The following is a 25181-nucleotide window of genomic DNA, read 5'->3' as shown; positions in this document are numbered from 1 at the left end:
ATCATCCTTTCTTTTCAATGTATTTTACTAAGCGATACTTTATAGCACTTCATTTAAAATATGGTTCCTTGTCAAATACTACTTTTATCAAACAGCCTCTTGTTAAAATGAATTGGGCACGTAATGATACAGCTATAATCCTCATTTTACCGCATTGCCCAGGTTTGCCTTGACGATGGTGGCCTTCTCTTATAAGATGGCTGATGAAACTTACTTAAAAAATCTGCTCACTAAAAGATATCATGACAATATGTCAACAGACAATGAAGGGGGCTACCATCTTGGAAAACATCTTTGACGCTATGCGGGAAAGACGTTCGACTAAAAATTATGATCCGAAAATAGAGATTTCTACAGAGGAACTGGTAGAGATACTTGAATTGGCAGGAAGAGCTCCATCTGCCTGGAACCTCCAGCAGTGGCATTTCCTCGCCTTTCATAATCAGGAGGCACAGGAAAAGCTTCTTCCAATCGCTTATAACCAGCAGCAAATCGTGGATTCCTCTGCAGTCATCGCCATTCTGGGTGATTTAGAAGCACATAAAAAGGCTGATCCTGTTTTGAATCCTTCCATTGAAAAAGGAGAAATGACTCCAGAGTTAAAAGAGGTGCTGGTCAAACAAATCGAAGGTGCCTACTCCCGTGGCCAGTATGCCCGGGACGCTGCATTCAGCAACGCATCTTTAGCTGCTATGCAGTTAATGCTGGCTGCGAAAGGAAAAGGCTGGGATACTTGCCCTATTGGCGGATTCAATCACCCAAAACTGATGGAAGAGTTCAATGTATCCGAGCGTTATATCCCCATCATGTTGATCACCCTTGGAAAGCCGCTTAAAGAAGCCCGTCAAACAGAACGCCTCGACATCAAAAGCCTCATTACCTGGGCAAAGTAAGATAGAAAATGCAAAAAGAAGCTGGCTATTTCAGCTTCTTTTTTGGTTTATTCCCTTTTTAGCTTGGGGATAAGCTAGTTGGCTGACTTATTCTTATAAAGCAGTTGGCGGGTATGGCTGTTCGGTCCGCATTTTCCTGGTTTTGTTGATCCTTGGTCCATTTAGGTCTGTTTATTTGCAGAAAACCTAACCAACTTCCTGGCTAGTTTTCATTCTCATCGGCCCATTTACCTTTTTAGGGCCAATAACCTCGAATTTCTTCATTCCCATTGGACCGATTACCTCGTTTATGGGCCAACTTCCTGGCTATTTTTCATTCTCATTGGCCCATTTACCTACTTTTCTGGCCAATATCCTCGAGTTTCTTCATTCCCATTGGACCATTTACTCCGTTTTCAGGCCAACCACCTGGCCCTTCTTCATTCTCATTGGACCGATTACCTCGTTTATGGTCCAACTTCCTGGCTATTTTTCATTCTCATCGGCCCATTTACCTTTTTTTAGGACCAATAACCTGGTATTTTACCCTTCCCATTGGCATTTGAAGCCGAGTATCAAGCACTACCACCCCTTCATTCTACTTTAAGCAGTTCTGCCGCCACCCCTCTAATGATACCGGGAAGAGTGGAAAAGGAGTATGGCTTATAGACCCTTTCTGTCCATTGATGTCCGTCTCTTCCATACACCCCGATATTAATCGATGGAATGTTAAGCTCACGTATCCGGTCTATCGGGACAGGATACAGTGAATCAATCATCGGCATATTATCCTTGAATGCCTGGATATCTGCATCGCTTTCATGAAGCGATAAAAAGCTGCCATCAGCCAAATAAGGAAAGAATCGCTTGATTTCGAACTCTTCTCCAGTCTTTTCCGCCGTCTCTTTCAAACACTCTCTTAATACGTTATTCACTTTCTTTCCATATTCATTTTCCTCATTTAAATAGTTGTGCGGTAAGAACGGTGGTGCAAAGAAAAGGATGACCCTCGGTGTCTTGTCCGGATCCAGCTGCTGTAATGCTTCTACAATGGAGAAGGCAATCTCGCGGTTGTCTTCCCCCTTCATGGTTTCAAGCTTCTCTTTCATCACTGCATCAGGGTCCACTCTTTTTTTACGTAGTTCATTAACAAAGTCTTCGAACGTTACGACATCCACCTTCCAGGAAACCTCTCTTTCCGGAAAGCCATGGAGACTGCGGTACTTTTCATATTTTTGTTTGGAATCCGCTTCCAACTGACTCACTGATTTCTCAGCAATATCTACAAGTTCCTCCAATACCTCCCTTGAAGTTTTCTCATAAACAAAGTAGTTGAAATACATTCTTGTTTCTAAAGGTGTCTGCACATTGTAGACCGTTTTCTTATCTTTAAAATACAAGCAGGACGGTGGAAGAACGAACTCCCCTTCTATGTCTTCCAGCAGATCGATATTCTGATTGATTTTCAAATTTATATCAGAGGCAATTCTCGTAGGGTCAATAGATGTCAAAATATCCCCGACATGTGCTTCACGGCCGACAATATAAAAACAAGGCAGCAACTTACCCGCTGCACCCGTATAAATGTACCTCTTTCGATCGCCATCATATACAGGTGAAATAAAATCATTGTTGATGGCTGCTAAAAACTGAGTTCCCTCTTCCTTCAATCGGTATAATTCATCAATGGCTGCTATCATCCCCGCATGTTCGCTTTCTTCATCCGGATTGAAAAGAAACAGGAGGTCTCCATCAAGCTCCTGACCATTTTCGGAAAAAGATAGAAGGTTAGCTAAATGGACTGCAATTCCACTTTGCATATCCAAAGCCCCCCTGCCAAACAGCCATTTTCCTGAACGTGCATCCTTCTTTACTTTTTCATCGCCGTCATAATCAGAAAAGAACGCTTCCAAAAAATCCGAATCATGTGCATGTTCTTTTAATATGCCAAAATCATCAATGCCAACCGTATCGAGATGGGCATGAAAAAGGAGCGTCCGGTTCGATTTGCCGCTCACTTTTGCGAAGACATTGAAACGGCCGTGAGGGTCACCCGGGATATCCTGAGTCCAGAGGTTTTCAGGATGCTTCCGGAAATAAGGAAACGTTTCAATGATTTCCTTGATTTGCTTTGCCTTCCTTCTTTCACCCTCTGTATTATTGAAGCTTTTTTTCGCCATCAGTGATTTGGTCAACAATTCAATCTGGTCATACATTGCCTTTCCTTGGAGTACACTATACATGTCCAGAAAACACCCTTTCATTTCTATGTTGATATCATCTTATCGAAGTCGTCTTTGCTTTGGAAGTCATGAAGATGAAAAATTCTACAGATTTTCTTCTTTCGCTTGAAAAATGATATATAAACGAATATTATAGAATTTGCGTTTAAAAATCGTTCGTCTTTTTGGAGGTTTCTCTATGTTTAAATTAAAAGAGCATAATACAAATGTAAGAACTGAAATTATAGCAGGTATTACTACTTTTTTAACAATGGTGTATATCGTAATCGTTAATCCGGTTATTTTAGCAGATGCCGGAGTGCCCTTTGAACAGGTATTTACGGCAACGATCATCTCTGCAGTAGTAGGTACCTTGTGGATGGCCCTGTTTGCCAACTACCCAATTGCCATTGCCCCTGGTATGGGGTTGAACGCCTATTTCACTTATTCAGTAGTTGGCGTTAATGAAAACATTACATATGAAACCGCCTTTGCAGCCGTATTTGTTGCCGGTATCATCTTTGTCCTATTATCTCTAACACCTTTTAGAAAAAAATTAATCGAAGCAATTCCAGAGAATCTAAAACATGGAATCACTGCAGGTATCGGCTTATTCATCGCTTTTATCGGCCTGCGTCTGACAGGAATCATCACCTCTCACCCAGAAAACCTTGTGGCATTAGGAGATCTTCATTCTTCATCAGTCGTGCTGGCTTTGGTCGGTCTGGCAGTCACTTTGATTCTGATGGTCCGCAATATACACGGTGCTTTGTTCCTTGGGATGATTGTTACGGGAATCATTGCCTTCTTCACAGGCGAATTAAAATTTGAAGGAATCGCCTCTCTTCCTTCTCTTCCTGATGGATTGATTGTTGCAAACCCTGTTACGGCATTTGCTGATGTTTTTCAACACAGTCTGTATGCTGTCGTTTTCTCATTCCTGCTTGTAACGATTTTTGATACAACAGGAACGATGATCGGTGTTGCTGAGCAGGCCGGATTGATGAAAGGAAAATCAATGCCGCGGGCAAGGGCAGCCTTGTTGGCCGATTCAGCGGGGACTACAATTGGTTCCATGTTCGGAACAAGCCCGACAACAGCGTATATTGAATCTTCGGCTGGAGTTGCTGCAGGAGGAAGAACAGGACTGACTTCCCTGACTGTTTCCGTTTTATTCATCGCAGCTGCTTTCTTTGGCCCGCTCGTCAGCGCTGTGTCAGGCATTTCCGCTATCACGGCACCTGCCCTGATCATCGTCGGAAGCCTGATGATGGGAAGCATCTCCCATATCAAATGGGGAGAGATTGATGAAGCGTTCCCTGCATTCCTGATCATTCTCAGCATGCCGTTAACTTCAAGTATAGCCACCGGGATTGCGTTAGGCTTCATCTCTTATCCTCTGTTAAAAGTCGTGAAGGGCCAATGGAAACAAGTACACCCTCTTGTTTACCTCTTTGCCATCCTGTTTATGTATCAATTGGCATTCCTGCCTCATTAAATCTAAAAGTAAGTGTACGGAGAGCAGCCGGAACCCCTTCAGGATTCCGGCTGCTTCCATATATAACGCTTTAACACTTTAACGTAACAGGGGACTGTCCCCTGTTACGTTAAAGTGTTAAAGCAGTAAATGCCATTCGACAAAACACCCTCAGACCTGATAATCAGTGGCCTCTCTTATAAAAATTACTCCACGTAAGGTACCCACCATTACATCTCTTTTGGTCATTTTTGTTGTCGTTCCATTGATGAGCTGCTGGCCAGCTGAAAAACGCAAACTCGTAACCCATAAATCTTCAGCCCATTTTTAAAGCGGCTGGCTTGATCGTTGAATCATAAATGGATCATCCTGCTGTTGTCTTTCCTTCTCTTTACAGGCTCGTTTGGAACTTTCGCGGCAATGCAAAAATATGCTTTGTTGACAATTCTTCAGCAGAAGTAGTCATGACTACTTAAAGCTTCCAAATAATACACCAATTGAAGACGTTAGAGACAATACATATAAGCTTGACGAAATCGTGAATGAACTTAATGGAGTTAAGTACAGGTATACACAGCTGGCTCAACAGAAGGTTCAGCACAATCTGGCGGGGCAGCATCCCTACAGGAGCAAGATTCAGCATTCTCCCTGAGAACGGTGCTCTGATCTCAATAAGTAACTAGAAGACATCGAAACTCACAATGACAGCCGCCTGAAAGCGGAAGTTGAAGTCTGCTTCCCTGATGTCCTCTGTTTTTTCAATCAGTGTCCATTCTTACCTGGAATGCCCCGGACTTATATCGGCCGTGCCCAGCTTGATCCTTAAAAATTCTGCACTTGCGTCAATGTCCGGTTCTCTTGTGCCTTCCATGAGGATTTCAATATAAGGCTGCCGTTCTCGCAGCAGACTGGAGATTTTGTCATAGTTTAAGAGCCCCTGTCCTGCCGGGACTATTTTCACCTGATCATCTTCGATTACAAAGTCTTTCGCATGGAAGATGCTAATCCATTCTCCGAGCAGGCCGATGCTTTCCTCTAAAAGATCATCCTGCCTTTGATAATTTTCAATCGTTATAAGATTCGCCGGATCAAATATCACCTGAACATTATTTGAGTCTACGAGCTCCAAGAGGCGTTTAAGCCTTTTCGCTGAATGGACCGGATGATTGACCCCTGCCTCTACCGCGACGATCACATCGAACTTTTCTGCCTCCCGTGCGAGCTCTGCAACACTTTCTACTGCGTCTAAAAAGGGCTTTTCCTCAAAATTCCTTTCTGTGTAGCCCATCTCAGGGAGAACACTTCCAGTCTCAGTCCCTACGATGCGGCATCCAAAATCCCTGGCATACCTAATGTGTTCTTTAAATTTCTCCAGCCCCCTCTGCCTCTCTGACATATCTGGATGAATAAGATTCACATAGCAGCCAAGAACCGCAATTTGGACGCCAGCTTCCCCGAATGTCTTGCCGATGTATTGAGACAGGCCAGATGAAAGGCTTCCTGGTGAAGGATAAAGATAAGCCAGTGATTTACCCAGGGCAAGCTGGATGTATGAAAATCCTTTGCGGCCAATCTCCATTGCCAGCCCTTCCAATGAATCTTGTTCGATATCGTGCGCTCTGATCCCAAGCTTCATATAAAATCCCCCTATAAAGGAAGCCGCACTCCTGTACGGCTCCCTTTACTTATTTTCTTATCGTACCAGCCATCCTCCATCTACCGCTAGAAGATGTCCATTCATATAGCTTGAAGCATCGCTTGCAAGGAACACCACTGCGCCCATCAGATCGGCGGACTGCCCCCATTTTCCGGCAGGAATACGCGAAAGGATTTCTGCATTTCTTTTTTCGTCCGACCTGATTGCAGCTGTATTGTCTGTCGCAATATAGCCCGGGGCAATCGCATTGACCTGAATATTGAATTCAGCCAGCTCATTGGCAAACGCCTTCGTCAGCCCTGCCACCGCATGCTTGCTTGCTGTATAAGAAGGGACGAATTTACCGCCCTGGAAAGACAGCATGCTTGCAATATTGATGATCTTCCCAGATTTCTGTTCAGACATGACTCTTGCTGCCTCCTGGCTGAGAAGATAAAGAGAATTTATATTGACTTCCATTACGGCATCCCAATCTTCTTCTTTATATTCAAGGAGCGGCGCACGGCGGATCGTACCTGCATTATTGACAAGGATATCGATTCTTCCGTATTCCTCTAGACAGGCTTCGACTGCTTCTCTGATTTTCGTTCTATCGCTTAGGTCTGCCTGAAAAAATACCGCTTTATGACCCGTTTCTTCTATTAATCTTTCAGTTTCCTGCCAATCGCCGCTCCTGGAAATGACAAACAGGTCGGCGCCAGCCTTGGCAAGTGCCGCCGCATAAGCCTGGCCGAGACCTTTATTACCGCCTGTCACAATCGCTGTCTTGCCAGTGAGGCTGAATATATCCAATGAAAAGGCACTAAGTGCATCTGTCATATCAAATCCTCCATTTCTAACAGAATCTTATCGCAATTCTTCCATCTTGACATGATCCATATCGGAATACGTGATATTCTCTCCGCACATTCCCCATATGAAAGTATAATTGCTCGTTGCCGTGCCTGTATGGATGGACCAGCTTGGAGATATGGCAGCCTGTTCATTCTTCATGACAAGGTGTCTTGTTTCCTCCGGCCTTCCCATGAAATGGAAGACACGTGTATCTTCCTCCATATCGAAATAAAGGTATACCTCCATTCTCCGCTCATGGGTATGGCATGGCATCGTATTCCAGACGCTTCCCGGGGACAGCATCGTCAAGCCCATCTGCAGCTGGCAGCTTTCGCAGACATTTGGGTGGACATACTGGTAGATTTTCCGTTCATTCAAAGTGCCAGGCTCTCCCATTTCCAGCGGCTTGATTTCATTTATATCAATCTTGACGGTAGGATACTCCTGATGCGCAGGGGTGGAGTTAATATAGAATTTGGCTGGCTCTGCCTCATTTTTGGAGCGGAAAAGCACCTCCTTAGTCCCTTTTCCCACGTATAAGCCGTCCCTGGCCTGCATATCATACTCTGTCCCATCGAGGATGACTGTCCCGTCCCCGCCAATATTGATGATACCCAGCTCCCGCCGTTCCAGGAAATAATTGACTCCCAATTCCTTGTCGAGCTTGATGGTCAGTTCGTGCCCTGCAGGTGTAATACCGCCAAAAATCATCCTGTCGTTATGAGTGTAAGTCAGGTGAACCTGTCCGGGTTCAAAAAGTGTTTCTACCAAGAACTCTCTTCTTAACTCATCTGTCGTATACTTCTTCATATCTTCGGGATGAATCGCATAACGTGTTTCCATTGTGCATTCTCCTTTTCATTTTTTATTTTCAGCGAAGGATTTTACCTGGTTCATTTTCCGCCAAAGCCAAAACTTCTTCCTTTGTAAATGAATTACTGTCTCCATGGACTGTGTGCTTAAGGGCTGAGGCGGCAGTTGCAAAATCTGCCGTCATCTGGGAATCCCACCCCTCCAGCACACCTGCAAGAATCCCTGCCATAAAAGCGTCCCCCCCGCCTACCCTGTCGACAATGGGCTCTATGCTGTGGATTTTTGACTGAAAGAGTTGGCCGCCGCTAAATAAATTTCCCTGGAGGGTGTTGCTGGAGGCGGAAATCACTTTCCTGAAGGTTGAGCAGATAAACCGGATGCCGGGGTATTGCGAGACCAGCCGGTCATAGTAGACTTGCAGCCTCTCTGTCTGGGAAAGAGAAGCATCAGCAGGCTCCATCCCCAAGAGATGGATGCTGTCCAATTCCCCGCAGGAACAGATATCTGCAAAAGGAAGGAGTTCCTTTATGGCCGCCCCGGCCTCTGACTGGCTCCAGAGCTTTCCCCGGTAATTAAAGTCAAGGCTTGTCAACACTCCATATTCCTTCGCTTTTTTTAATGCCAGAAGTACCAGCTCCCTAAGTTCGGGGGAAAGGGCGAGTGTGATTCCGCTTACATGGAAAAGCGAGGCAGACTTGAGCATGCTGTCCAAGTCTGCCTCTTCCGGAACAAGTTCTGAGAAACTCGAATGCTTCCGGTCATAGGTGACTTTGGCGCTTCGCTCGCCAATACCCGATTCCAAATAATAGGTGCCAAGCCGGTGCCCTCCTTTTATGAGGAAATCTGTACGAACGCCATTTGCTTTTAAATGCCTTTCTGCTCCCTGCCCTAAAGGGTTGTCAGGAACCTTGCCGGCAAAAAAGGATTCATAGCCGAAGTTCGCCATTGATACTGCGACATTGGCTTCTGCACCGCCGTAATGGACGCTAAGGCCTGATGCCTGGGAAAGCCTGATGCCCTCTTCTGTTGAAAAACGCAGCATAATCTCTCCCAAAGTAACAATCTTCTTCATTCTCGTCCCTCTTTTCTTGCCTCTCTGACAATTTTTATATATTCTGCAGACATTTCAGTGATTTTTTCATAATCTCCTGTTTTGGCAGGCGCCACAAGGTTTCCGCCAACCCCAACCGCCACACAGCCATTTTTAATCCATTGTCCTGCATTTTCCAGGCTCACCCCGCCAGTCGGCATGATATTTACCTGTGGAAGCGGCGCCTTGACCGCTTTGATGAAATCCGGACCGAAGGTATTCCCGGGGAACAGCTTGATAATATCAGCCCCATATTGGAGAGCTTCCTTCATTTCTGTAATAGTCATACAGCCAGGCATATAGGGCACCTGATAAAGATTGCAAAGCTTGGCGGTTTCCCTGTCAAAGGCAGGGCTTACTATGAACTGCGCACCGGCAAGAATGGCCATCCTCGCTGTCGCCGGATCCAGGACGGTTCCCGCTCCCAGAACTGCCCTCGGATCTGCAGCGAAATATCCCGCTAATTCTTTTAAGACGTCTTCAGCCCCATCGATGGTAAAGGTGATTTCAATTCCAGCAATCCCTCCCTTTACACAGGCATCAGATATTTTTACAGCCTCATCCTTTGAGCCAGTCCTTACAACTGCCACCACTCCGGATTCTGTCAGTCGATTCAATATGTTCAACTTCTTCATAATTGCCTCCCCGGCAAGGGCTTAATCTCCCTGCTCCAGCCTATAAAGTGACTCCGCTTTTAAAAATGGAAATCTCCCTGAAATCGTTTTTCTCGTTATTCACCAATTCCCCGCTCGCCACGCTGATGATATACTCCGTGAACTGCTGCAGTACGTCTTCAGAAGGGACATCGTCTTCCAGCAGTATACCGGCATTGAAATCGATCCAATGGGGCTTTGTTTCATAAAGCTGGGTATTGGTCGAAATTTTCATCGTCGGTACGAAGGTTCCGAAAGGGGTCCCCCTGCCGGTCGTGAACAGGACGATATGGCAACCTGCTGCAGCTAGCGCGGTGGAAGCAATCAGGTCATTCCCGGGTGCACTGAGAAGATTCAGCCCATTTTTACGGAGTGTCCCACCGTATTTCAGTACATCAACCACCTTTGAGGTTCCCGCTTTCTGGGTGCAGCCAAGCGATTTATCCTCAAGAGTTGTGATTCCTCCAGCTTTATTGCCTGGTGATGGATTTTCATAAACCGGCTGGTTATGCTCAAGGAAATAGCCTTTAAAATCATTTATCAGGCTGACGACTTTTTCAAAAACCGCTTCATTTTCCGCCCTTTCCATGAGGATGGTCTCAGCTCCAAACATTTCAGGTACTTCTGTCAATACAGTCGTACCGCCCTGGGCAATGAGATAATCCGAGAACCGTCCCAGCAGAGGATTTGCGGTAATTCCAGAGAATCCGTCAGAGCCTCCGCATTTCAAGCCAATGTTCAATTCAGATAGTGGGATGTCTTCTCTCTTATCATTCCTGGCTACTTCATATATTTCCTTTACAAGATTTAAACCTGCTTCAATTTCATCTGAAACTTCCTGGGAAACGAGAAATTTAACCCGGCTCTCGTCCACTTCGCCAAGAGACTTCCTGAATTCCTCCATCTCATTGTTTTCACACCCAAGTCCTAAAACGAGCACTCCACCTGCATTAGGATGACGGACTGCATTAAGGAGGATCTGCTTTGTATTTTCATGATCGTCTCCAAGCTGCGAACAGCCATAGCTATGCTTTAATACAAGTGCCTGGTCAAACGGATTGTTTTCACCGGCATGTTTTTCAAAGCGGCTGATGATTTTCTCTGCGATACCATTTACACAGCCGACCGTCGGAACAATCCATAATTCATTGCGGATGCCTGCTTTGCCGTTTTTGCGCCGATATCCCTTGAAGGTTCTTTTCTCATGAGAAAAAGGGCTGTTCGTGTAAGCAGGAGAATAGCTATATTCCTCCTGGCCAGAGAGGTTCGTTTTCGTATTATGCGTATGCACCAGCTCCCCAGGAACGATGGCTGCTGTTGCATGCCCGATTGGATAGCCGTATTTTACGATATTTTCATTCGCATTGATTGTTGTTTCTGCAATTTTGTGCCCGCGGCGAATATCCTCTTGCAAAATGACGGATTTGCCTTCCACTACCAATTCATCGCCTTTTTTCATGTCTTTCAGTGCGAGAATGATATTGTCAGCAGGGTCGATCTTAAGGAAATCTCTCATTCTATTTTCCCCCTTGCTAATGCAGGTGCGCCCATTACGTGCTGAAGCGCTTTTTTGACGCCTTTTTCTTCTATCTCAGTAAGGAATTCAGTCACTGCTTCCTTAAGCCCAGGAACGTCAGTCAGGTCTTTCCCCCACAGCTTTTCTTCCTTCAAAAGGTAACCAGCCAGCTGTTCCATCCCGATTTGCTTCTCCCCAAACCCGCCCCATGCAGATTGGAAGATTTCGAGAACCTCGCTGCTATCCTCCACTTCCATTTCCTTGTAAAGATACAAGAGGCAGCTTAAGGAGAATACAATCCTGACAGGCAATTCACCTTCCTTTTTTGTATAATCCAGTAAGACCGGAAGATTCCTTGCAGAGAATTTAGATATTGAATTCAAAGAGATACTTTTCACATAATGCTTGATGTAAGGGTTGGCAAAACGGTACATAACCTCTTCCGCATAAAGCTTCAGCTCTTGTGGGTCGCCTTCGAGTGTCGGAAGGATTTCCTCTTCTATCAGCTCTTTAATAAAAAGCCCTGCTTCTGGATGGCTGACAGATTCTTCTACGGTTTCAAGGCCAGAAAGGATTGCCAGGGGAGTCATAGCCGTATGGGCGCCGTTCAGAATCCTGACTTTTCGCGCACGGTATTTGGAAATATCATTAGCAATGACAAGATTAAGTCCAGTCCCCTCAACAGGCAGCTCATCCTTCAGCCAGGAAGGCCCTTCGATGGCCCAGAGATGATAATGCTCCCCGGTTAGAAGAAGTTCATCGTCGTATCCCAATTCTTCTGTCTTCTTTTCTATGCTGTCCTTCGGAAAACCCGGGACGATCCGGTCCACCAGCGTCGAGCAGAATACATTAGCTTTGTCTACCCAGTTACTGAAATCTTCTTTAAGATTCCATGCATCAGCGTATTGAAGAACGATTTTTTTCAATTTCCCGCCATTATTTTCAACCAGTTCACACGGAAGGAGTATGCATCCGTATTTCTCATCTCCCTCAAAAGCCAGGTACCTATGATATAAAAAACTGGCAAGTTTTCCGGTAAAACCCTTTTGAGGGCGGTCCTCCAGCTTGTCATCAGGATCAAATACCATCCCTGCCTCGGTGGCATTGCTGATGATAAACCTAAGTTCCTTCTGCCCTGCAAGGTTGATGAACTCTTCATAATCTGAGTGAAGATTAATTCCCCTGCTGATAGAATCGATCACCATATGTTCCTTTACAGGGACTCCTTCCTTAAGCCCTTCGAGATAGAGGGTATACAGCCCATCCTGCCGATTAAGCCGCTCAATCTTATTCGACCCACGGGGCTGTACAACAACAGCACTTCCATTAAATTCTTTTTTGTCATTTAAAACTTTTATCTGCCAGTCGGCGAACCCCCGTAGGAAGTTCCCTTCGCCAAATTGAAGGATCTTTTCCGGGAAGATCCTTTTGGGATGCGTTTTACTGCTTAGGCGTTCCATACCTTTCCTCCCTTATTTTCTATTTTGCACACGTTAACATTTTTACGCAAAACCCACGGGCTGCGGGTTAGGCTAGTCAAGCCTTCTTACAGAGCTTCTGATGATGAGCTCAGTATTAACAAATATCTTTTCTGCCTCAATCCCTTTTTGTACAAGAGAGAGCATTTTTTCCGCCCCCAGCAGGCTGATCTGCTCTACTGGCCGCTTGACGGTCGATAGCGGCGGAGTGGTGTATTGTGAATAACCTATGTCATCAAAACCAAAGACAGATAAGTCATCAGGTACACTTAGTCCTTTTTCAAACGCACAGTTCATGGCACCTATTGCCATATCATCGTTAGAGCAAAAAACAGCCGTCGGAGGATCATGGAGGGATAAAAGCTGCTCCATCGCCATAAAGCCGCTTTCCATATCATAATTGCCTTTCACTGCATAACTATTTTTCACAGGTATCCCCTTATCAATCAGCGCCTGCAAATAACCGTCCTTGCGCATTTGCGAAGATTTAAAGCTTGACGTTCCTTCAATTATCGCAATATCCCTATGCCCGTTTTCAATCAGGTATTCCACTGCCTGTTTCGATCCTTCAGCATCATTTGAATATATATTGTAGACATTTTCTTCTTCTATCTCCCTGTTCAGGACAATAAGGGGAATCTCCCTTTGCATGACATGGTAGATAAAAGGATTGTCGCGGACACTTTGGCTCATTAGGATGATCCCGTCAAACCGCTGTCTGTTGATGCTGGAGAAATCTTGATAATCATCGATTCCGCGAATGAATAGGTTATACTCCTGTGAAATGGCCCCGTTCACTCCCTTGATTGTATCTGCAAGAAAGCTAGCAGAAGTTCCGTTTACGATGCTTGTCAGGAACAGGCCGATCGTATGCGATTTCTGCATAACCAGACTCTTCGCATTCACATTCGGCGAATAGTTAAGCTGGGAGGCAATTTCTAGGATTTTCTGCTTTGTCGGCTTTTTGATCAGCGGACTGTTGTTCAATGCTCGAGAAACGGTTGTGTGCGATACATTGGCAATTCTCGCAATATCTTTAATTGTTACCATATATAAACCTTCCTTTTACCCATCAATCCTAGTTATCCTTTTATTATAACCTTCCCTACATGCCGGCTCCAAGCCTGGAGCGTTGTCACGATTTATTTAACAGCAGCTTCATGCTGTTTTTCAGCTTCCTGGAATTGAAAATAATCCTCAGCATTATAATAGCAAATCCCTTTGACAATCGTGCTGAGCAGCTCCGTATCATTCGGTGCTTCCCCATTTTCAACCCATTCACCGACCAGGCTGCAGACAATCCTGCGGAAATATTCATGCCTGGTATATGACAGGAAGCTTCTCGAGTCGGTAAGCATCCCGATGAATCGGCTGAAGAGGCCCATATTTGCCAAGGCTTTCATCTGGTCCAGCATCCCGTCCCTCGTATCATTGAACCACCAGGCAGTGCCGTACTGGATTTTCCCTGGTATGCTGCCATCCTGGAAGCTGTTGATGATGCTGGCAAGAGTATGATTGTCGCCAGGATTCAGTGAATACAGGATTGTTTTTGGCAGCCCTCCTGCCTGGGAAAGAGCGTCGAGCAGCCTGACGAGCGGTTTGGCAATCTTATCATCATTGATAGAATCATAGCCGGTATCAGGGCCAAGGGCTTGAAACATTTTTGTATTATTATTGCGGTGCGCATTCATATGGTATTGCATTGCCCAGCCCATACTGGAATAAAGTTTGCCGAGATGAACAAGTGTATAGGTTTTATACTGCTTTTCCTCCCTCTCGGATACAGTCCCTCCAGAGAGCTTTTTGGCAAAAATCTCTGATACCTCTTCAAAGGTGGCTTCTTCATATACAACCTTATCAAGCGCATGGTCGGAAACCCGGCCGCCGAGCGCGTGAAAAAAATGCACTCTTGAATCTAATGCTTCCAGGAGGCTGGAATAGCTGTCAATCGTAACCCCGCTCGCTGTCTCAAGACGCTTTATCCACTCTTCATAGCCTTGTCGGTTGATTTCCAGTCCTTTATCCGGCCTGAAGCCCGGCACGACAAGAACGGGAAAGTCCTCTTCTTCTGAAAGAAGCTTGTGATATTCCAGTGAATCGACCGGATCGTCAGTCGTGCAGACTACCCGTACATTTGATTCCTTGATGATTTCCCGAACTCTGAAATCATCTTCAACCAGTAATTTATTTACTTTTTTCCAGATGTCTGGAGCTGATTTTTCATTCAATATGTCGTTTATGCCAAAAAAGCGCTGCAGCTCCATGTGCGTCCAGTTGTATAAGGGGTTCCCTATGGTCATCGGAACTGTTCTAGCCCATGCAAGAAACTTTTCATAATCGTCTGCATCACCAGTTATATACTTTTCCTTAATGCCATTGGCCCGCATCACCCTCCATTTATAATGGTCCCCGTAAAGCCAAGCTTCGGTAATATTCTTAAATTTCTTATTTTCATAGATTTCCTTTGGACTAATATGACAATGGTAATCGATGATCGGCAAATCCTTTGCTACCTCATGATATAAAGACACAGCTGTTTCATTTTTCAGGAGAAAATTCTCACCCATAAACTTTTCCATCTTAATCATCCTCCAAGTGTTTTGTTAACGTTAACAATTATCTGTAAATTCAGTCTAACAAATTTAACTAGTGCTGTAAATGTTTTTTGTTAACGTTAACATTTTCTTTTTCTGCAGTTGCCTTCGCTTTCTCAACTGCCGATTCCCTTTAAGAGTAACCGCATGGCATTATGGAACCTTTCCATTGAATTTGCATCATTCTTTGGAAGAATAAAATGGGGCTTTATAAGCATATTGATATATTTTGCCTTTACGCCTTCGCTTTTGTAAACCTTCTATTTAACTGTTTGATCTGCAATCAATGGTAAAGATTCAGTTGTAATAAAAGAACACAGCCTCCAGCAAATTTTTGTAAGATGCGGGGAGTGGGCTGACCTTCAAATTTTCCCAAACAACTCTTCATTAGTTACACAGACTGCTTATTATTCACATTTCCCCCATACATATTTTAGTGTACTAAAAAAGAGACCTGGCCCGTCCAGAACCAATCTCCTATTCATTCATCATTCTCTTCCAATACCTCTTTTGCATTTTTTTTTGAAACAAATCCAAGCTCCTTCCAGGCTGTTTCTGTCGACCACGGTTTATCAGGATTATCTGAAACACCGTAATAGGTGCCATTCTTAATAGTCGACTGGATAGCGAGATCAAACAGCTGTACAGCATCTTCATGTGACAAGAGGGTCCTGCACAGCCTGTCATCATCCTTCACGGCCGCTCCTTCATCTGGATGTACACTACCGACCCTTAAATTGATCACCGAAAGGTTATTATTTTCGTTGCTGGCCATGATTCGTCCAACGCCTTCAGATGCATACTTTAGAACACCATACAGCCCTACAGACATTGGGAAATCCTGAGCAGTGACCTCTCTGCCTAATGAAGAATACCCATTTTTCTCATAATAATCGGCTGCATGATTGCTGCTGGCAAATACGACTTTTGGGATTCCGAGGGAAGAGGCTGCATGCAGGATATAAAACGAAGCGATAAAATGGATGCTGGTCATCATGTGAAACTCCTGCAGATTCTCCAGTTCATTTTCTGTCTTGATAGTCAGCAGATTAACCAGCACATCTGTATCCTCCGGAATGTTTTCCGTAAGGTTCTCATAATCTGCTGCATCAGTTTCAATAAAATCCGCTGGCTCTTCAGGGGCTTTTTTATCAAGGATCACGATATCGTATTTGCTGCAGAGACCATTATATAAAACAGTGCCAATTGTTCCTGAACCGCCGATAAGGGCAATCTTCTTTTTCATCCGCTTCTCCTCCTGATCTTGTTAGCGCTGTACTATTTATTTTATTTAAAATACCCTCCCTAGGCTTCGTTATTCCTATTTACAGGAATAACTGCTAAATACTGAGAGATTAAAGAACCTACGCAACTTATGATAAAAACACAGAGAACTGGACGATCGGTCAGATTATTCACCTTTCTTCATGTAAAAACAGTAAAAGGCCAGGAGAGCATCCGGCCTTTTACTGTTTTTAGTTAAATTCTGTCCTGACCCTCATACTCAAAGTAATGAAAGTCTGCATAGGAGCCTGCCTTTTTATCCATATCATGAACGGCAATCCCGATAAAATTGCCGGTAAATCCCCCTGACAAAAAGGTGATATCCGCTGCACCCCCGAGCTCCTGCCAGGAATCTTCATCTGAGCGATAATAAAATTGTGCTTGAGTGCCTTCTACCTTGACTTTGAGCTCTGCCTCACTTTCCACTGATATTGTTTGAGGCGCTAATGAGAACTCCCCTGATTTCGATTGCATTAGGCGGATGACAGTACCCTTATCTTCATCATAGGTCATATACGCATATAAATAGTTGCTGTCATTCAGATACAGGAGAAGCCCCGCCATCTGATTATAGGTTTCAGGGTGGAATTCCAACCTGGTGGATGCAGAAAAGCTGAAGTCTTTCTGCCTGGCCGCCAGAATATGGTGCTCAAACAGTGATTGGATTGAATCTCCCGAGTGCATACGAAGACAGCCTTTCCTGCTTGTCATGTCGCACCAGGACGGATCGGACATGATCCGCAGTGTATTCCATTCTTTATGGAGATTTTGATTGAAATCATCACGGAAGCTTGTATTCCTACTTTGCACAACGGGCTCTTCCGTCTCGATTTCCGTTTCCGCATGCGGGCCGTTTCCTCCGCCTGCAAGGCGCAGCCATCCGTCCTCAGTCCAGACTACTTCCTCAATCGCTGTTTCGCGCCCGAGAATATTGTATTTGCCTTGAAGCGGGCGGGTGCACAAATATGCCATGTACCATTTTCCGTGCGGTGTTTCGACAATGCTGCCATGGCCGGAGCATTGCAGCGGAGAATCAGGTTTATCCCTGGCAGTCAGCATCGGATATTCCGGATCCACTTCATATGGGCCGGTAATCTCTTCCGCACGGCAGACGGTGACAGCATGGCCGGCGCCAGTCCCCCCTTCAGCTGTGATTAAGTAATAGTAGCCATTGCACCGGTACATGTGCGGAGCTTCAGTTTTAGCCAGAGGGGTACCGTCGAAGATCTTATGCACCTGCCCACTGAGCTGCTTTGCTTCTTCATCGTACTCCTGCATGACGATCCCCGCAGATTTGTTTCCGGTTTCCATACGGTAATCCCAAATTTCGTTCAGCAGCCATTTTCGTCCATCTTCATCGTGAAATAAAGAAGGATCAAAGCCGCTGCTGTTCAAGTACACCGGCTCCGACCATGGACCATTGATGCAGGGAGCCGTGATCAAATAGTTATGACTGTCCTTAAATGGACGCTTCGTGCTTTTCACATCTGTATAGACAAGGTAGAATCTATCCCTGAAATAGCTGAGCTGCGGTGCCCAGATGCTTCCGTTCTCAGGGTTCCCTCTTAAATCGACTTGGGTAGTAAGAATATCAGTTTCGTGCTCCCAATTCACCAGATCACCTGAACGGTATACACGGATACCAGGCAGCCATTCAAATGATGAAACGGCTATATAGTAAGTGTCCTTTGCCTTTACAATATAAGGATCCGGATTGAATCCTGGCAAGACCGGATTGATAATCCTTGAATTATGCATAAGATGCTCCTTCCTTTGGCTTTAAATTTCTAAATATGCAGAGCACAGCAGCCAGGAAAAATAAGAAAGCAAGCGGGAAAGCAATCAACTGAGTGCCAGCCAGGGCTGTCAGGCCAGCCAAAATATAAAATGCTGCCGCCACTTTGGGATTTTTGTTTTTGCGGACAAATAAAGTCGCAATGCTCGTAAAAACAAGGACCCCTATCATGGTGACACCAAACCAGACAGCAAGGGCTTTGACCGCTTCAAAGCTTTCTGAGAGGTGGCCTTTCGATACATCCGCCTGCAGAATCGGGAAGACAGCCGCTTCGAAAGTTTTTTTATCCATTGTCGTGATAGTCACTGAAAAGCCGCCTAAAAAAATCAGGCAAAGCAACGCACCCATGATGCCGATGATGCTTTCCCATTTACGTTTCATTCCTGCTTCCTCCTCTTTACTTTCATGTTTGATTGCTCGATTTTATCCAGTCCATTGCGGTACCTGCTCTTCCATCTGCAAAAACATTGCCGTTTTCCCGATAGTCAACCGTTTTCCTATTCTCTCTGTTCCTCCAGTCATCCCAGTGGTCAGGATGAAGATGAGAACCGATACGGCATCTGTTGAATGAAGTCTTCGCATAAGGTCGCCAAGGCCGGCCAAGATACACATTTCCCACATCAGCTTCCGCTGTCAGATAGCACTGCTCAAAGTGGAATCCATTTTTTTCGGGGAGTGTGGAAGCTGCTGTGATGTATCCTTCCTGATTGTCCGGTCGCTTTAAGGACTTAATTTCGCAGCAATGAAAAAAGGCTTCTCCTCCACCAAAAATAAAATCCACCGTTCCTTCTGCATAACAGGAGAGGAAACGGACCCGATTCTCAATGAATACCGTTTTTAATTCAGGCCCGGAAAAGGGCTGGCCGTTTTTTTGGACTTCCGGCAGCGGACCAAGGCAGATGGTATCCTGATACCCCTTGAAGCTGCAACCGATAAAATCAATCCTGTCGCCTTGATTGTATAAAGCCACAGCCTGCCCTGCCTGCTCGCCCGGACCCGCATCATTGATTACTTCAATATCTTTCATGACAATATCTGATGCATTGATAAAAACAGTGGCAGACTGAAAGGTGCCGATTTCCCTGCCATCGGCCCCTATCTGCCTTGCATACCTGCTGCCTATGATTTTGACCTCGCCAATCCCTTCCAATAGAAGGCCAGACTGATAGATATGAAGATTTTCCCGATACTCCCCGTTCAAGACGGTTATCTTGAACGGACCATCCGATCCAGCACAGCTGTCCAATGCTTCCTGTATAGTTTTAAAATCAGCAATTTTATTTTTTCCGACGATTATGCTTTGCATGTCATTTACAGGTGCTCTATTAAAAATGCTTTCCATAGTTCCCTCATTTCCTTCGTTTCTTGATGTCCACCTGTCAGAATCCGGCCTTCCCAATTCCCCGGAACCTGTTGCTCTTCATAAAGATCCCTCAGGCGGCTGTTCAAAAATACTGCTCCATCTGCCGGACAAAGGCGGTCGTCCTTGCCGATCACGCTGAGGCGCGCCCTCGGTGCAATCAGCTCCTGGACCTCTAAAGTAGAAAAATGCTTCAGCAATCCCGGGACATAATAATAGAAGCCATGATGGTCAAGGCCGCGTTTGTCTATCAGCGTTTCGATATGCACCTGTGCTGCTATGTCAATTGATACTTTAACCCTTTCATCCAGTGCGGAGAGCCACCAGCTCATCAGCCCGCCCATCGACATCCCGATTGCGGCAAGCCGCTCTCCATCCACATCGGATCTGGTATGAAGGTAGTCAATCAAGGACAGGCTGTCGAATAGCCTCATTCCCCAAAGGGTTTGGCCTTTCAGCAGCATTTCCTTTACCAATTCGCTTTCCTGCTTTCCTTTTCTCTCGTTAAAGCCCCACATATCTATTGCACAGACGGCAAATCCCCGCCCGGTGATTGCGTCAGCAAAAGGCTGCTCATTCAGATAAAGGCTGCCTGTCAGCAGCTCATCTTTTCCATTTTCAAAATTTCCGCCATGGGAATGGCAATATATGACTACAGGCAAAGGACCCTGAGTATCAATAGGTTTTACAAAATAGGCCGGTACTGCTTCCATACCATTAAGGCTCAGCATCAATTTCTCCAGAACATATCCATTTCTTTTCTCCATACTAAGCACCTGATGCACGTTGCTTTCGGGAACAGAGCGGTCACCCAAAAGGCTGAAAAGCTTCCGGCGTTTATCTGCTGCTGTCATTTTGCCGCCACTTCCCTGACCAGCTCTTCTCCTTCCTTTGTATTCCTTGATTTACAGGATACGACTTCAACATCCTCGCTGTATTCAATATGGAAGGCTGGCCCTTCATGATTTTCAATCGTCACCTGGTTGAACAGGACATCCTTTGCAAATCCGACGTAAAATCCACGGTTCGCCATATCCTCAATCCCGGACATCATGGCAGGCTTGCCGGGCACTGCGTCTGCCGACAGTGAAATATCAATCTGGTTAAAAGTGATATCAGATGCATACTGTTCTGCAAGGCCGTAGATGAATCCGGCGGAAGCGTGCACATTCCTCGCCGTAATATTGGCGAAGTGGAGTCTGCGGAACATAGGGGTTTCGGCTGTGACAGGGTAAGGATTTTTATCCCACACATATTGATCCTTCCCTCGCGGTCCGCAGAAATAGTAGAGATTGATGATGAATGGACAGATAACCCCCTCCATCACGATATTGTCAACCCGGACATCCTCTACGATTCCGCCGCGTCCTCTCCTGGATTTAAAGCGGATTCCTCTGTCTGTTTCCTGGAAAACGCAGTTGCTGATTGTGACATTGCGGATATCCCCGCTCATTTCACTGCCGAACACGACAGCTCCATGCCCATGGACCATTGTACAATTTGTAATCGTGATATTCTCGCAGGCAACTCTCTCGGCCGTATCTTCTGTGCCCGATTTTATGGCAATGCAATCATCACCCACATCAATATGGCAATTGCTTATTCTTACATTCCTGCACGATTCCGGATCGATTCCGTCTGTGTTTGGAGAGTCGGCAGGATTCAGAATTGAAATATTATCAACTGTCATGTCCTGGCATCGGATCGGATTGACGGTCCAGCTTGGGGAATTGACAAGGCGGACATCCCTGAGCGTAATGTGCTCACACTGATCAAAGCTAATCAGCTTTGGCCGCGGATACTTGAGCTCCTCCCTGCGGTTCCTGAAAACATCCCACCACTCCATTCCATTGCCGTCAATCGTGCCAAACCCAGTTACAGAGATATTTTTCGCTCGTTCAGCATACAGGCAGGATGCATAGACTTCCCGCTGTACGCCCTCCCAACGCGACTTTACTACCGGATAATCCTCCTGCCTGTCGGAAAACCTCAACAATGCCCCGTTCTCCAGGTGAAGTTCAATATTGTCCTTAAGAAATAATGCGCCGCTGAGGAACTCTCCGGCAGGAATCACTACCTTACCTCCACCATTCTGATAAGCATCATCAATCGCCTTCTGGATGCTGTCTGTAGCATGGCCTGCATTTCCGTCTATATAATTGCTAATATGATAAACTGCCATAATCCACTCTCCTTTTCATCAGATTTTCAAACTCAGCCGCTGCCTGCAAAAATGCCCCAAGCCCTTTCTGGTCATTACAGATGACCGGCTCACTAATATAATAGGTGTAAGTGCCGTCCCGCTGATCCGCTCCGCCAAGACCAGCCACCTGGCAGTTCTTATTCAGGTTGACCCAGCCTTCTTTTGTCAACAGGACAAATTCGTCCAGCAGGCCTTGATGGGATTTTCTCAGCTGCCCTTCCCACTTATTCCTATCCAGGACACCAAGCCGTATTCCACGGGCGATGGCACAGACAATCATGCTGCTGCAGGAAGCTTCCCTGTAATTCCCTTTTTCCATAGGCCTATCGACCACCTGGTACCATACACCGCTTTCTTCGTCCTGATATTCAAGCAGCGCTTCGAGAGTATCTTCAAGGATTTTTACAAGAGTGCCCCTATCTGGAGCTGTTTCTGGAATAACCTCCAGCACATCCGTGAGTGCAAGCAGATACCACCCCATGGACCGGCCCCAGAAATTGGGGGATAGACCGGTTTCTTTGTCTGCCCAGGGCTGCACTTTCTTCTCATCCCAAGCATGATAAAGCAGACCGGTTTTTTTATCTATCAAGCGGCTGTAGCTTATCTTGAATTGGCTGATAATATCATCAAGCCCTTCCCCGCCATGAAAAGCAGTCTGATACTCCGCATAAAAAGGTGCTCCCATATATAAGCCATCAAGCCATATTTGGAAGGGATAGATTTTTTTATGCCAAAAAGCGCCTTCTGAGGTGCGAGGATGTGTTTCCAGCTGCCTGCGTAAGAGGGAGGCTGCTTTTTTGTACTTCTCATCACCTGTTTCCTGATATAAAACAAAAAGCATTTTACCGTTGTTAATATGATCAATATTGTATTCTTCCAGCTCATAGCGGTTGATCGAGCCGTCTTCATTGATGAAGTGATCCATGTTTTCCTTAATGAACTCAAAATATTTCCGGTCTCCTGTGCTCTTCCAAACGAGATTGAACCCTTTTAGGATCACCCCGTAATCATAAGACCATTTTCCATTATAACCAGAGGCTTCAAACAGTAAGGGTGTTCTTTCCATGATAGAATCTGCTATTCTGGCAGACCAGTTGCTTTCATGCACTTTTAAATTCCTCCATTCTTTAAACATAGTGTTTTAATGGAAATGGAGGTTCAGTTGAACCTCCATCCCAGTTATTTGGCTGCGTTGTATGCTTCCTTGTATTCTTCTTTGACTGCTTTGCCGCCCTGATCATTCCAGTTTTCTGTTGCTTTTTTGAAATCATCAAGTGAAACTTCTCCTAAAATATACTGGTAGGTAGCATCGGTGATGATTTTCTGCATTTCTGATCCCTGTGTTGTATTGGTAGGTGATTCCAGAGGAAATGCGGGATTGAGCACTGCATACTTCGCGTTCTCGGCTATTTTCACATCTGCTTCACTCTTCAGCGGATTCGGGTCCTTCAAGCCATATTCTGTTTCTTTCGGACGGGATGCTGCAAAAGGCTGTACCTCCTGCTGCCAGAGGTCCTGATCGATGATCTCGTAAGCGCCTTCATTATTAAGCTTATAGTGTGTCCCTTCAATTCCATAGGTCATCAAGGTATAAATATCTTTATCCAGCAGATCATTGACAAACTTCAGTACACTCTTAAGCTCAGCCTCATCCTTCACTTCAGAGCGAGGGAATGCCAGCAAGCCGCCAATTCCATTACCAGCTGACCAGATGGCGCGGTCAGGATTGGCTTCTGAGGTCATATCATTGACAAGTGCGATTTCCATTTCATCCTGGATTCCCTCTGCCATTGTCTGCAGATTTTTGGAATCAAACAGGGCCCCAACATATATGCCGGCTTTTCCCTGTGCGAAGTTTTGCTGCTGATCGGTTTTTGCTGTTACGGCAAAGTCCTTATTGATCCATCCATTTTCATATAACTCTTTCATATAATCCATCGTCTTGATATACCCATCAGTTTCAAATTCGGGTGTGAAATTCCCTTCGCTGTCCACTTCCCAAATATTCGGGGTCCCATGGTAAGAACCCAATGTTTTGAATGCACCGTAAATTAAATCGCTCCTATCCATAAAGCCGGTGGTATCATCCTGGCCGTTTCCATCCGGGTCGTCTTCAGTGAATGCTTTTGCAACTTCCATCAGTTCTTCGGTTGTTTTAGGGACGGATAACCCAAGATTGTCAAGCCAATCCTTCCGCAGGACCACACCATTGCGCGCAAGGTCTTTTTGAAATGGTATCCCGTAAAGCTGGCCTTCAATAGAGGCTGATTCGCGTGTATCCTTTGAAATCGCCTTTAAGTTAGGAAACTCATCCAGATATTCTTCAACATTCCAGAACATCCCTGACTTAAGCGAGTTTCTGACCGAAGAATTGTCCAGCATTGTCAAAGTGACAATATCTGCCAGTGAGTCAGAGGCCAAAGCGGTATTGATGCGCTCCTCCTTAGAGGCATCAGGGATCCAGGAGAATTTGATTTCCGTCCCTGTTTTTTCCTCAATTTGATCCAGTACCGTATCGGTCGGAGGAGAGGCTGTGTGAAGGATATTCAACCACGTTATTTCTGTGTTCCCATCTGCGTTTTTTCCATCGGATGAACTGCTTGTTTCTTTCCCGATGCAGCCAGACAGCAGGAGGGTACCCGCCAAACTAATGGTAGCCAATTTAAATGCCATGTGCTTCTTCATCTTTATTCCCCTTTACAATTTGATATTTATTTGTATCATTCACTTCCTCGGCATTGGCCAGTTCCATCCTCGTAAATACCTGGTTCGCAGTCCAGGCTGACAAATAGAAGAACAGGCTTGCACCCAGGAAGGTGAGAATACCCGGAAAAAAGCTTGCCGCCGCCCAGTAGAACACACCAGCTGCAGCCATTAACACCAATGAATATTGCAGGCAAGACAGTCCGAACAATAAGGACATCTTCATTTTGAAAAATATGCCCTTCCATTCATAATGAGCCATGACGGGAAAGATAAAGACCAGCGATAAGATATAAATAAAGCCGATGAACAATAGTGCCGCCTTCAAATACCAATTGGAAACGGTAAGCAGATCCACGATGATGACAAACCCGGCAGCAGAAAAAATCCAGCTGACCAACACCGCTTCTCTGAAACTTTCTTTATAGTATTTCCAATAGGATGCAAAGACCGGGATGCTCTTACCCCTGACCCATTGCCGGCAGATGCTGGCAAGTGCATAGGTGGAGGGGCCGATGCCAAATACAACCAATCCAAGCAATGTGAAGGCAGCCCATAAGAAATTGACATAAACCAGATTCAAAATGATAGTAAAAACATAATTCACTTTATCAATTGATTTCAGCATAA

General features: G+C 45.4%; 21 protein-coding genes. 2 read left to right on the top strand and 19 right to left on the bottom strand.

What is annotated here, in order from left to right:
* Nucleotides 1-281: 281 nt before the first annotated feature.
* The gene (locus AC4E8A_RS05805; protein ID WP_490197334.1) at nucleotides 282-893 is read left to right on the top strand and encodes a nitroreductase family protein; all 612 of its coding nucleotides are present in this window, start codon (nucleotides 282-284) and stop codon (nucleotides 891-893) included.
* 572 nt (nucleotides 894-1465) lie between these two features.
* Here the strand turns inward: AC4E8A_RS05805 and AC4E8A_RS05800 are convergent.
* Nucleotides 1466-3115 (bottom strand): M20/M25/M40 family metallo-hydrolase, encoded by a 1650-nt coding sequence (locus AC4E8A_RS05800; RefSeq protein WP_490197333.1) that lies wholly within the window; start codon nucleotides 3113-3115, stop codon nucleotides 1466-1468.
* A 178-nt stretch (nucleotides 3116-3293) separates the two neighbouring features.
* Here AC4E8A_RS05800 and AC4E8A_RS05795 point away from each other — a divergent pair, with 178 nt between their 5' ends.
* Complete coding sequence (locus AC4E8A_RS05795; RefSeq protein ID WP_490197332.1) at nucleotides 3294-4592, top strand: NCS2 family permease; 1299 nt, start codon at nucleotides 3294-3296, stop codon at nucleotides 4590-4592.
* Between the two features lie 754 nt (nucleotides 4593-5346).
* Here the strand turns inward: AC4E8A_RS05795 and AC4E8A_RS05790 are convergent.
* The 18 genes from AC4E8A_RS05790 to AC4E8A_RS05705 form a co-directional block, all read right to left on the bottom strand.
* On the bottom strand, nucleotides 5347-6207 hold the full coding sequence (locus tag AC4E8A_RS05790; protein ID WP_490197330.1) for a sugar phosphate isomerase/epimerase family protein: 861 nt from the start codon (nucleotides 6205-6207) through the stop codon (nucleotides 5347-5349).
* A 57-nt stretch (nucleotides 6208-6264) separates the two neighbouring features.
* Complete coding sequence (gene kduD, locus AC4E8A_RS05785; RefSeq protein ID WP_490197328.1) at nucleotides 6265-7047, bottom strand: 2-dehydro-3-deoxy-D-gluconate 5-dehydrogenase KduD; 783 nt, start codon at nucleotides 7045-7047, stop codon at nucleotides 6265-6267.
* 27 nt (nucleotides 7048-7074) lie between these two features.
* A complete protein-coding gene (gene kduI / locus AC4E8A_RS05780) occupies nucleotides 7075-7905 on the bottom strand; it encodes a 5-dehydro-4-deoxy-D-glucuronate isomerase (protein WP_490197327.1) in 831 nt (276 codons plus the stop codon).
* Nucleotides 7906-7933: 28 nt separating this feature from the next.
* Nucleotides 7934-8947, bottom strand: coding sequence for a PfkB family carbohydrate kinase (locus tag AC4E8A_RS05775; RefSeq protein ID WP_490197326.1), 1014 nt, complete (start codon nucleotides 8945-8947; stop codon nucleotides 7934-7936).
* Nucleotides 8944-9600 (bottom strand): bifunctional 4-hydroxy-2-oxoglutarate aldolase/2-dehydro-3-deoxy-phosphogluconate aldolase, encoded by a 657-nt coding sequence (locus tag AC4E8A_RS05770; protein WP_490197325.1) that lies wholly within the window; start codon nucleotides 9598-9600, stop codon nucleotides 8944-8946. Before AC4E8A_RS05770 ends, AC4E8A_RS05775 begins: the two co-directional genes overlap by 4 nt.
* Nucleotides 9601-9640: 40 nt before the next feature.
* On the bottom strand, nucleotides 9641-11134 hold the full coding sequence (locus AC4E8A_RS05765) for a UxaA family hydrolase (protein ID WP_490197324.1): 1494 nt from the start codon (nucleotides 11132-11134) through the stop codon (nucleotides 9641-9643).
* The gene (locus tag AC4E8A_RS05760; RefSeq protein ID WP_490197323.1) at nucleotides 11131-12594 is read right to left on the bottom strand and encodes a tagaturonate reductase; all 1464 of its coding nucleotides are present in this window, start codon (nucleotides 12592-12594) and stop codon (nucleotides 11131-11133) included. The genes AC4E8A_RS05765 and AC4E8A_RS05760 overlap by 4 nt, the downstream gene beginning before the upstream one ends.
* A 72-nt stretch (nucleotides 12595-12666) precedes the next feature.
* Nucleotides 12667-13662 carry a LacI family DNA-binding transcriptional regulator gene (locus AC4E8A_RS05755; RefSeq protein ID WP_490197322.1) on the bottom strand — a complete coding sequence of 332 codons (996 nt, stop codon included), beginning with the start codon at nucleotides 13660-13662 and terminating at the stop codon, nucleotides 12667-12669.
* Nucleotides 13663-13754: 92 nt separating this feature from the next.
* Nucleotides 13755-15191 carry a glucuronate isomerase gene (uxaC, locus tag AC4E8A_RS05750; RefSeq protein ID WP_490197321.1) on the bottom strand — a complete coding sequence of 479 codons (1437 nt, stop codon included), beginning with the start codon at nucleotides 15189-15191 and terminating at the stop codon, nucleotides 13755-13757.
* Between the two features lie 496 nt (nucleotides 15192-15687).
* Nucleotides 15688-16452, bottom strand: a complete 765-nt coding sequence (locus AC4E8A_RS05745; protein WP_490197320.1) for an NAD-dependent epimerase/dehydratase family protein — start codon at nucleotides 16450-16452, stop codon at nucleotides 15688-15690.
* Between the two features lie 233 nt (nucleotides 16453-16685).
* Nucleotides 16686-18248, bottom strand: a complete 1563-nt coding sequence (locus tag AC4E8A_RS05740; protein WP_490197319.1) for a glycoside hydrolase family 43 protein — start codon at nucleotides 18246-18248, stop codon at nucleotides 16686-16688.
* A complete protein-coding gene (locus AC4E8A_RS05735) occupies nucleotides 18241-18666 on the bottom strand; it encodes a hypothetical protein (RefSeq protein ID WP_490197318.1) in 426 nt (141 codons plus the stop codon). The genes AC4E8A_RS05740 and AC4E8A_RS05735 overlap by 8 nt, the downstream gene beginning before the upstream one ends.
* 22 nt (nucleotides 18667-18688) lie before the next feature.
* Nucleotides 18689-19627, bottom strand: a complete 939-nt coding sequence (locus AC4E8A_RS05730; RefSeq protein WP_490197317.1) for a pectinesterase family protein — start codon at nucleotides 19625-19627, stop codon at nucleotides 18689-18691.
* Nucleotides 19597-20499, bottom strand: coding sequence for a dienelactone hydrolase family protein (locus tag AC4E8A_RS05725; protein ID WP_490197316.1), 903 nt, complete (start codon nucleotides 20497-20499; stop codon nucleotides 19597-19599). Before AC4E8A_RS05725 ends, AC4E8A_RS05730 begins: the two co-directional genes overlap by 31 nt.
* Nucleotides 20496-21827, bottom strand: coding sequence for a glycoside hydrolase family 28 protein (locus AC4E8A_RS05720; RefSeq protein ID WP_490197315.1), 1332 nt, complete (start codon nucleotides 21825-21827; stop codon nucleotides 20496-20498). Before AC4E8A_RS05720 ends, AC4E8A_RS05725 begins: the two co-directional genes overlap by 4 nt.
* Complete coding sequence (locus AC4E8A_RS05715) at nucleotides 21808-22983, bottom strand: glycoside hydrolase family 88/105 protein (protein WP_490197314.1); 1176 nt, start codon at nucleotides 22981-22983, stop codon at nucleotides 21808-21810. The genes AC4E8A_RS05720 and AC4E8A_RS05715 overlap by 20 nt, the downstream gene beginning before the upstream one ends.
* Before the next feature lie 44 nt (nucleotides 22984-23027).
* A complete protein-coding gene (locus tag AC4E8A_RS05710; RefSeq protein ID WP_490197313.1) occupies nucleotides 23028-24533 on the bottom strand; it encodes an extracellular solute-binding protein in 1506 nt (501 codons plus the stop codon).
* The gene (locus tag AC4E8A_RS05705; protein ID WP_490197312.1) at nucleotides 24511-25179 is read right to left on the bottom strand and encodes a YesL family protein; all 669 of its coding nucleotides are present in this window, start codon (nucleotides 25177-25179) and stop codon (nucleotides 24511-24513) included. Before AC4E8A_RS05705 ends, AC4E8A_RS05710 begins: the two co-directional genes overlap by 23 nt.
* Nucleotides 25180-25181: the final 2 nt, after the last annotated feature.

It is taken from the genome of Bacillus sp. SRL337 (assembly GCF_984799155.1).
Note: the sequence above shows the minus strand (reverse complement) of the source record. Positions and strands in the feature narration are given on the sequence as shown.

What these genes read in the sequence shown, in the direction of transcription:
- AC4E8A_RS05800 (WP_490197333.1), bottom strand. Translation starts at nt 3,115, where the DNA reads ATGTATAGTGTACTCCAAGGAAAGGCAATGTATGACCAGATTGAATTG.
- AC4E8A_RS05795 (WP_490197332.1), top strand. Translation starts at nt 3,294, where the DNA reads ATGTTTAAATTAAAAGAGCATAATACAAATGTAAGAACTGAAATTATA.
- AC4E8A_RS05790 (WP_490197330.1), bottom strand. Translation starts at nt 6,207, where the DNA reads ATGAAGCTTGGGATCAGAGCGCACGATATCGAACAAGATTCATTGGAA.
- kduD (WP_490197328.1), bottom strand. Translation starts at nt 7,047, where the DNA reads ATGACAGATGCACTTAGTGCCTTTTCATTGGATATATTCAGCCTCACT.
- kduI (WP_490197327.1), bottom strand. Translation starts at nt 7,905, where the DNA reads ATGGAAACACGTTATGCGATTCATCCCGAAGATATGAAGAAGTATACG.
- AC4E8A_RS05775 (WP_490197326.1), bottom strand. Translation starts at nt 8,947, where the DNA reads ATGAAGAAGATTGTTACTTTGGGAGAGATTATGCTGCGTTTTTCAACA.
- AC4E8A_RS05770 (WP_490197325.1), bottom strand. Translation starts at nt 9,600, where the DNA reads ATGAAGAAGTTGAACATATTGAATCGACTGACAGAATCCGGAGTGGTG.
- AC4E8A_RS05765 (WP_490197324.1), bottom strand. Translation starts at nt 11,134, where the DNA reads ATGAGAGATTTCCTTAAGATCGACCCTGCTGACAATATCATTCTCGCA.
- AC4E8A_RS05760 (WP_490197323.1), bottom strand. Translation starts at nt 12,594, where the DNA reads ATGGAACGCCTAAGCAGTAAAACGCATCCCAAAAGGATCTTCCCGGAA.
- AC4E8A_RS05755 (WP_490197322.1), bottom strand. Translation starts at nt 13,662, where the DNA reads ATGGTAACAATTAAAGATATTGCGAGAATTGCCAATGTATCGCACACA.
- uxaC (WP_490197321.1), bottom strand. Translation starts at nt 15,191, where the DNA reads ATGGAAAAGTTTATGGGTGAGAATTTTCTCCTGAAAAATGAAACAGCT.
- AC4E8A_RS05745 (WP_490197320.1), bottom strand. Translation starts at nt 16,452, where the DNA reads ATGAAAAAGAAGATTGCCCTTATCGGCGGTTCAGGAACAATTGGCACT.
- AC4E8A_RS05740 (WP_490197319.1), bottom strand. Translation starts at nt 18,248, where the DNA reads ATGCATAATTCAAGGATTATCAATCCGGTCTTGCCAGGATTCAATCCG.
- AC4E8A_RS05735 (WP_490197318.1), bottom strand. Translation starts at nt 18,666, where the DNA reads ATGAAACGTAAATGGGAAAGCATCATCGGCATCATGGGTGCGTTGCTT.
- AC4E8A_RS05730 (WP_490197317.1), bottom strand. Translation starts at nt 19,627, where the DNA reads ATGGAAAGCATTTTTAATAGAGCACCTGTAAATGACATGCAAAGCATA.
- AC4E8A_RS05725 (WP_490197316.1), bottom strand. Translation starts at nt 20,499, where the DNA reads ATGACAGCAGCAGATAAACGCCGGAAGCTTTTCAGCCTTTTGGGTGAC.
- AC4E8A_RS05720 (WP_490197315.1), bottom strand. Translation starts at nt 21,827, where the DNA reads ATGGCAGTTTATCATATTAGCAATTATATAGACGGAAATGCAGGCCAT.
- AC4E8A_RS05715 (WP_490197314.1), bottom strand. Translation starts at nt 22,983, where the DNA reads ATGTTTAAAGAATGGAGGAATTTAAAAGTGCATGAAAGCAACTGGTCT.
- AC4E8A_RS05710 (WP_490197313.1), bottom strand. Translation starts at nt 24,533, where the DNA reads ATGAAGAAGCACATGGCATTTAAATTGGCTACCATTAGTTTGGCGGGT.
- AC4E8A_RS05705 (WP_490197312.1), bottom strand. Translation starts at nt 25,179, where the DNA reads ATGCTGAAATCAATTGATAAAGTGAATTATGTTTTTACTATCATTTTG.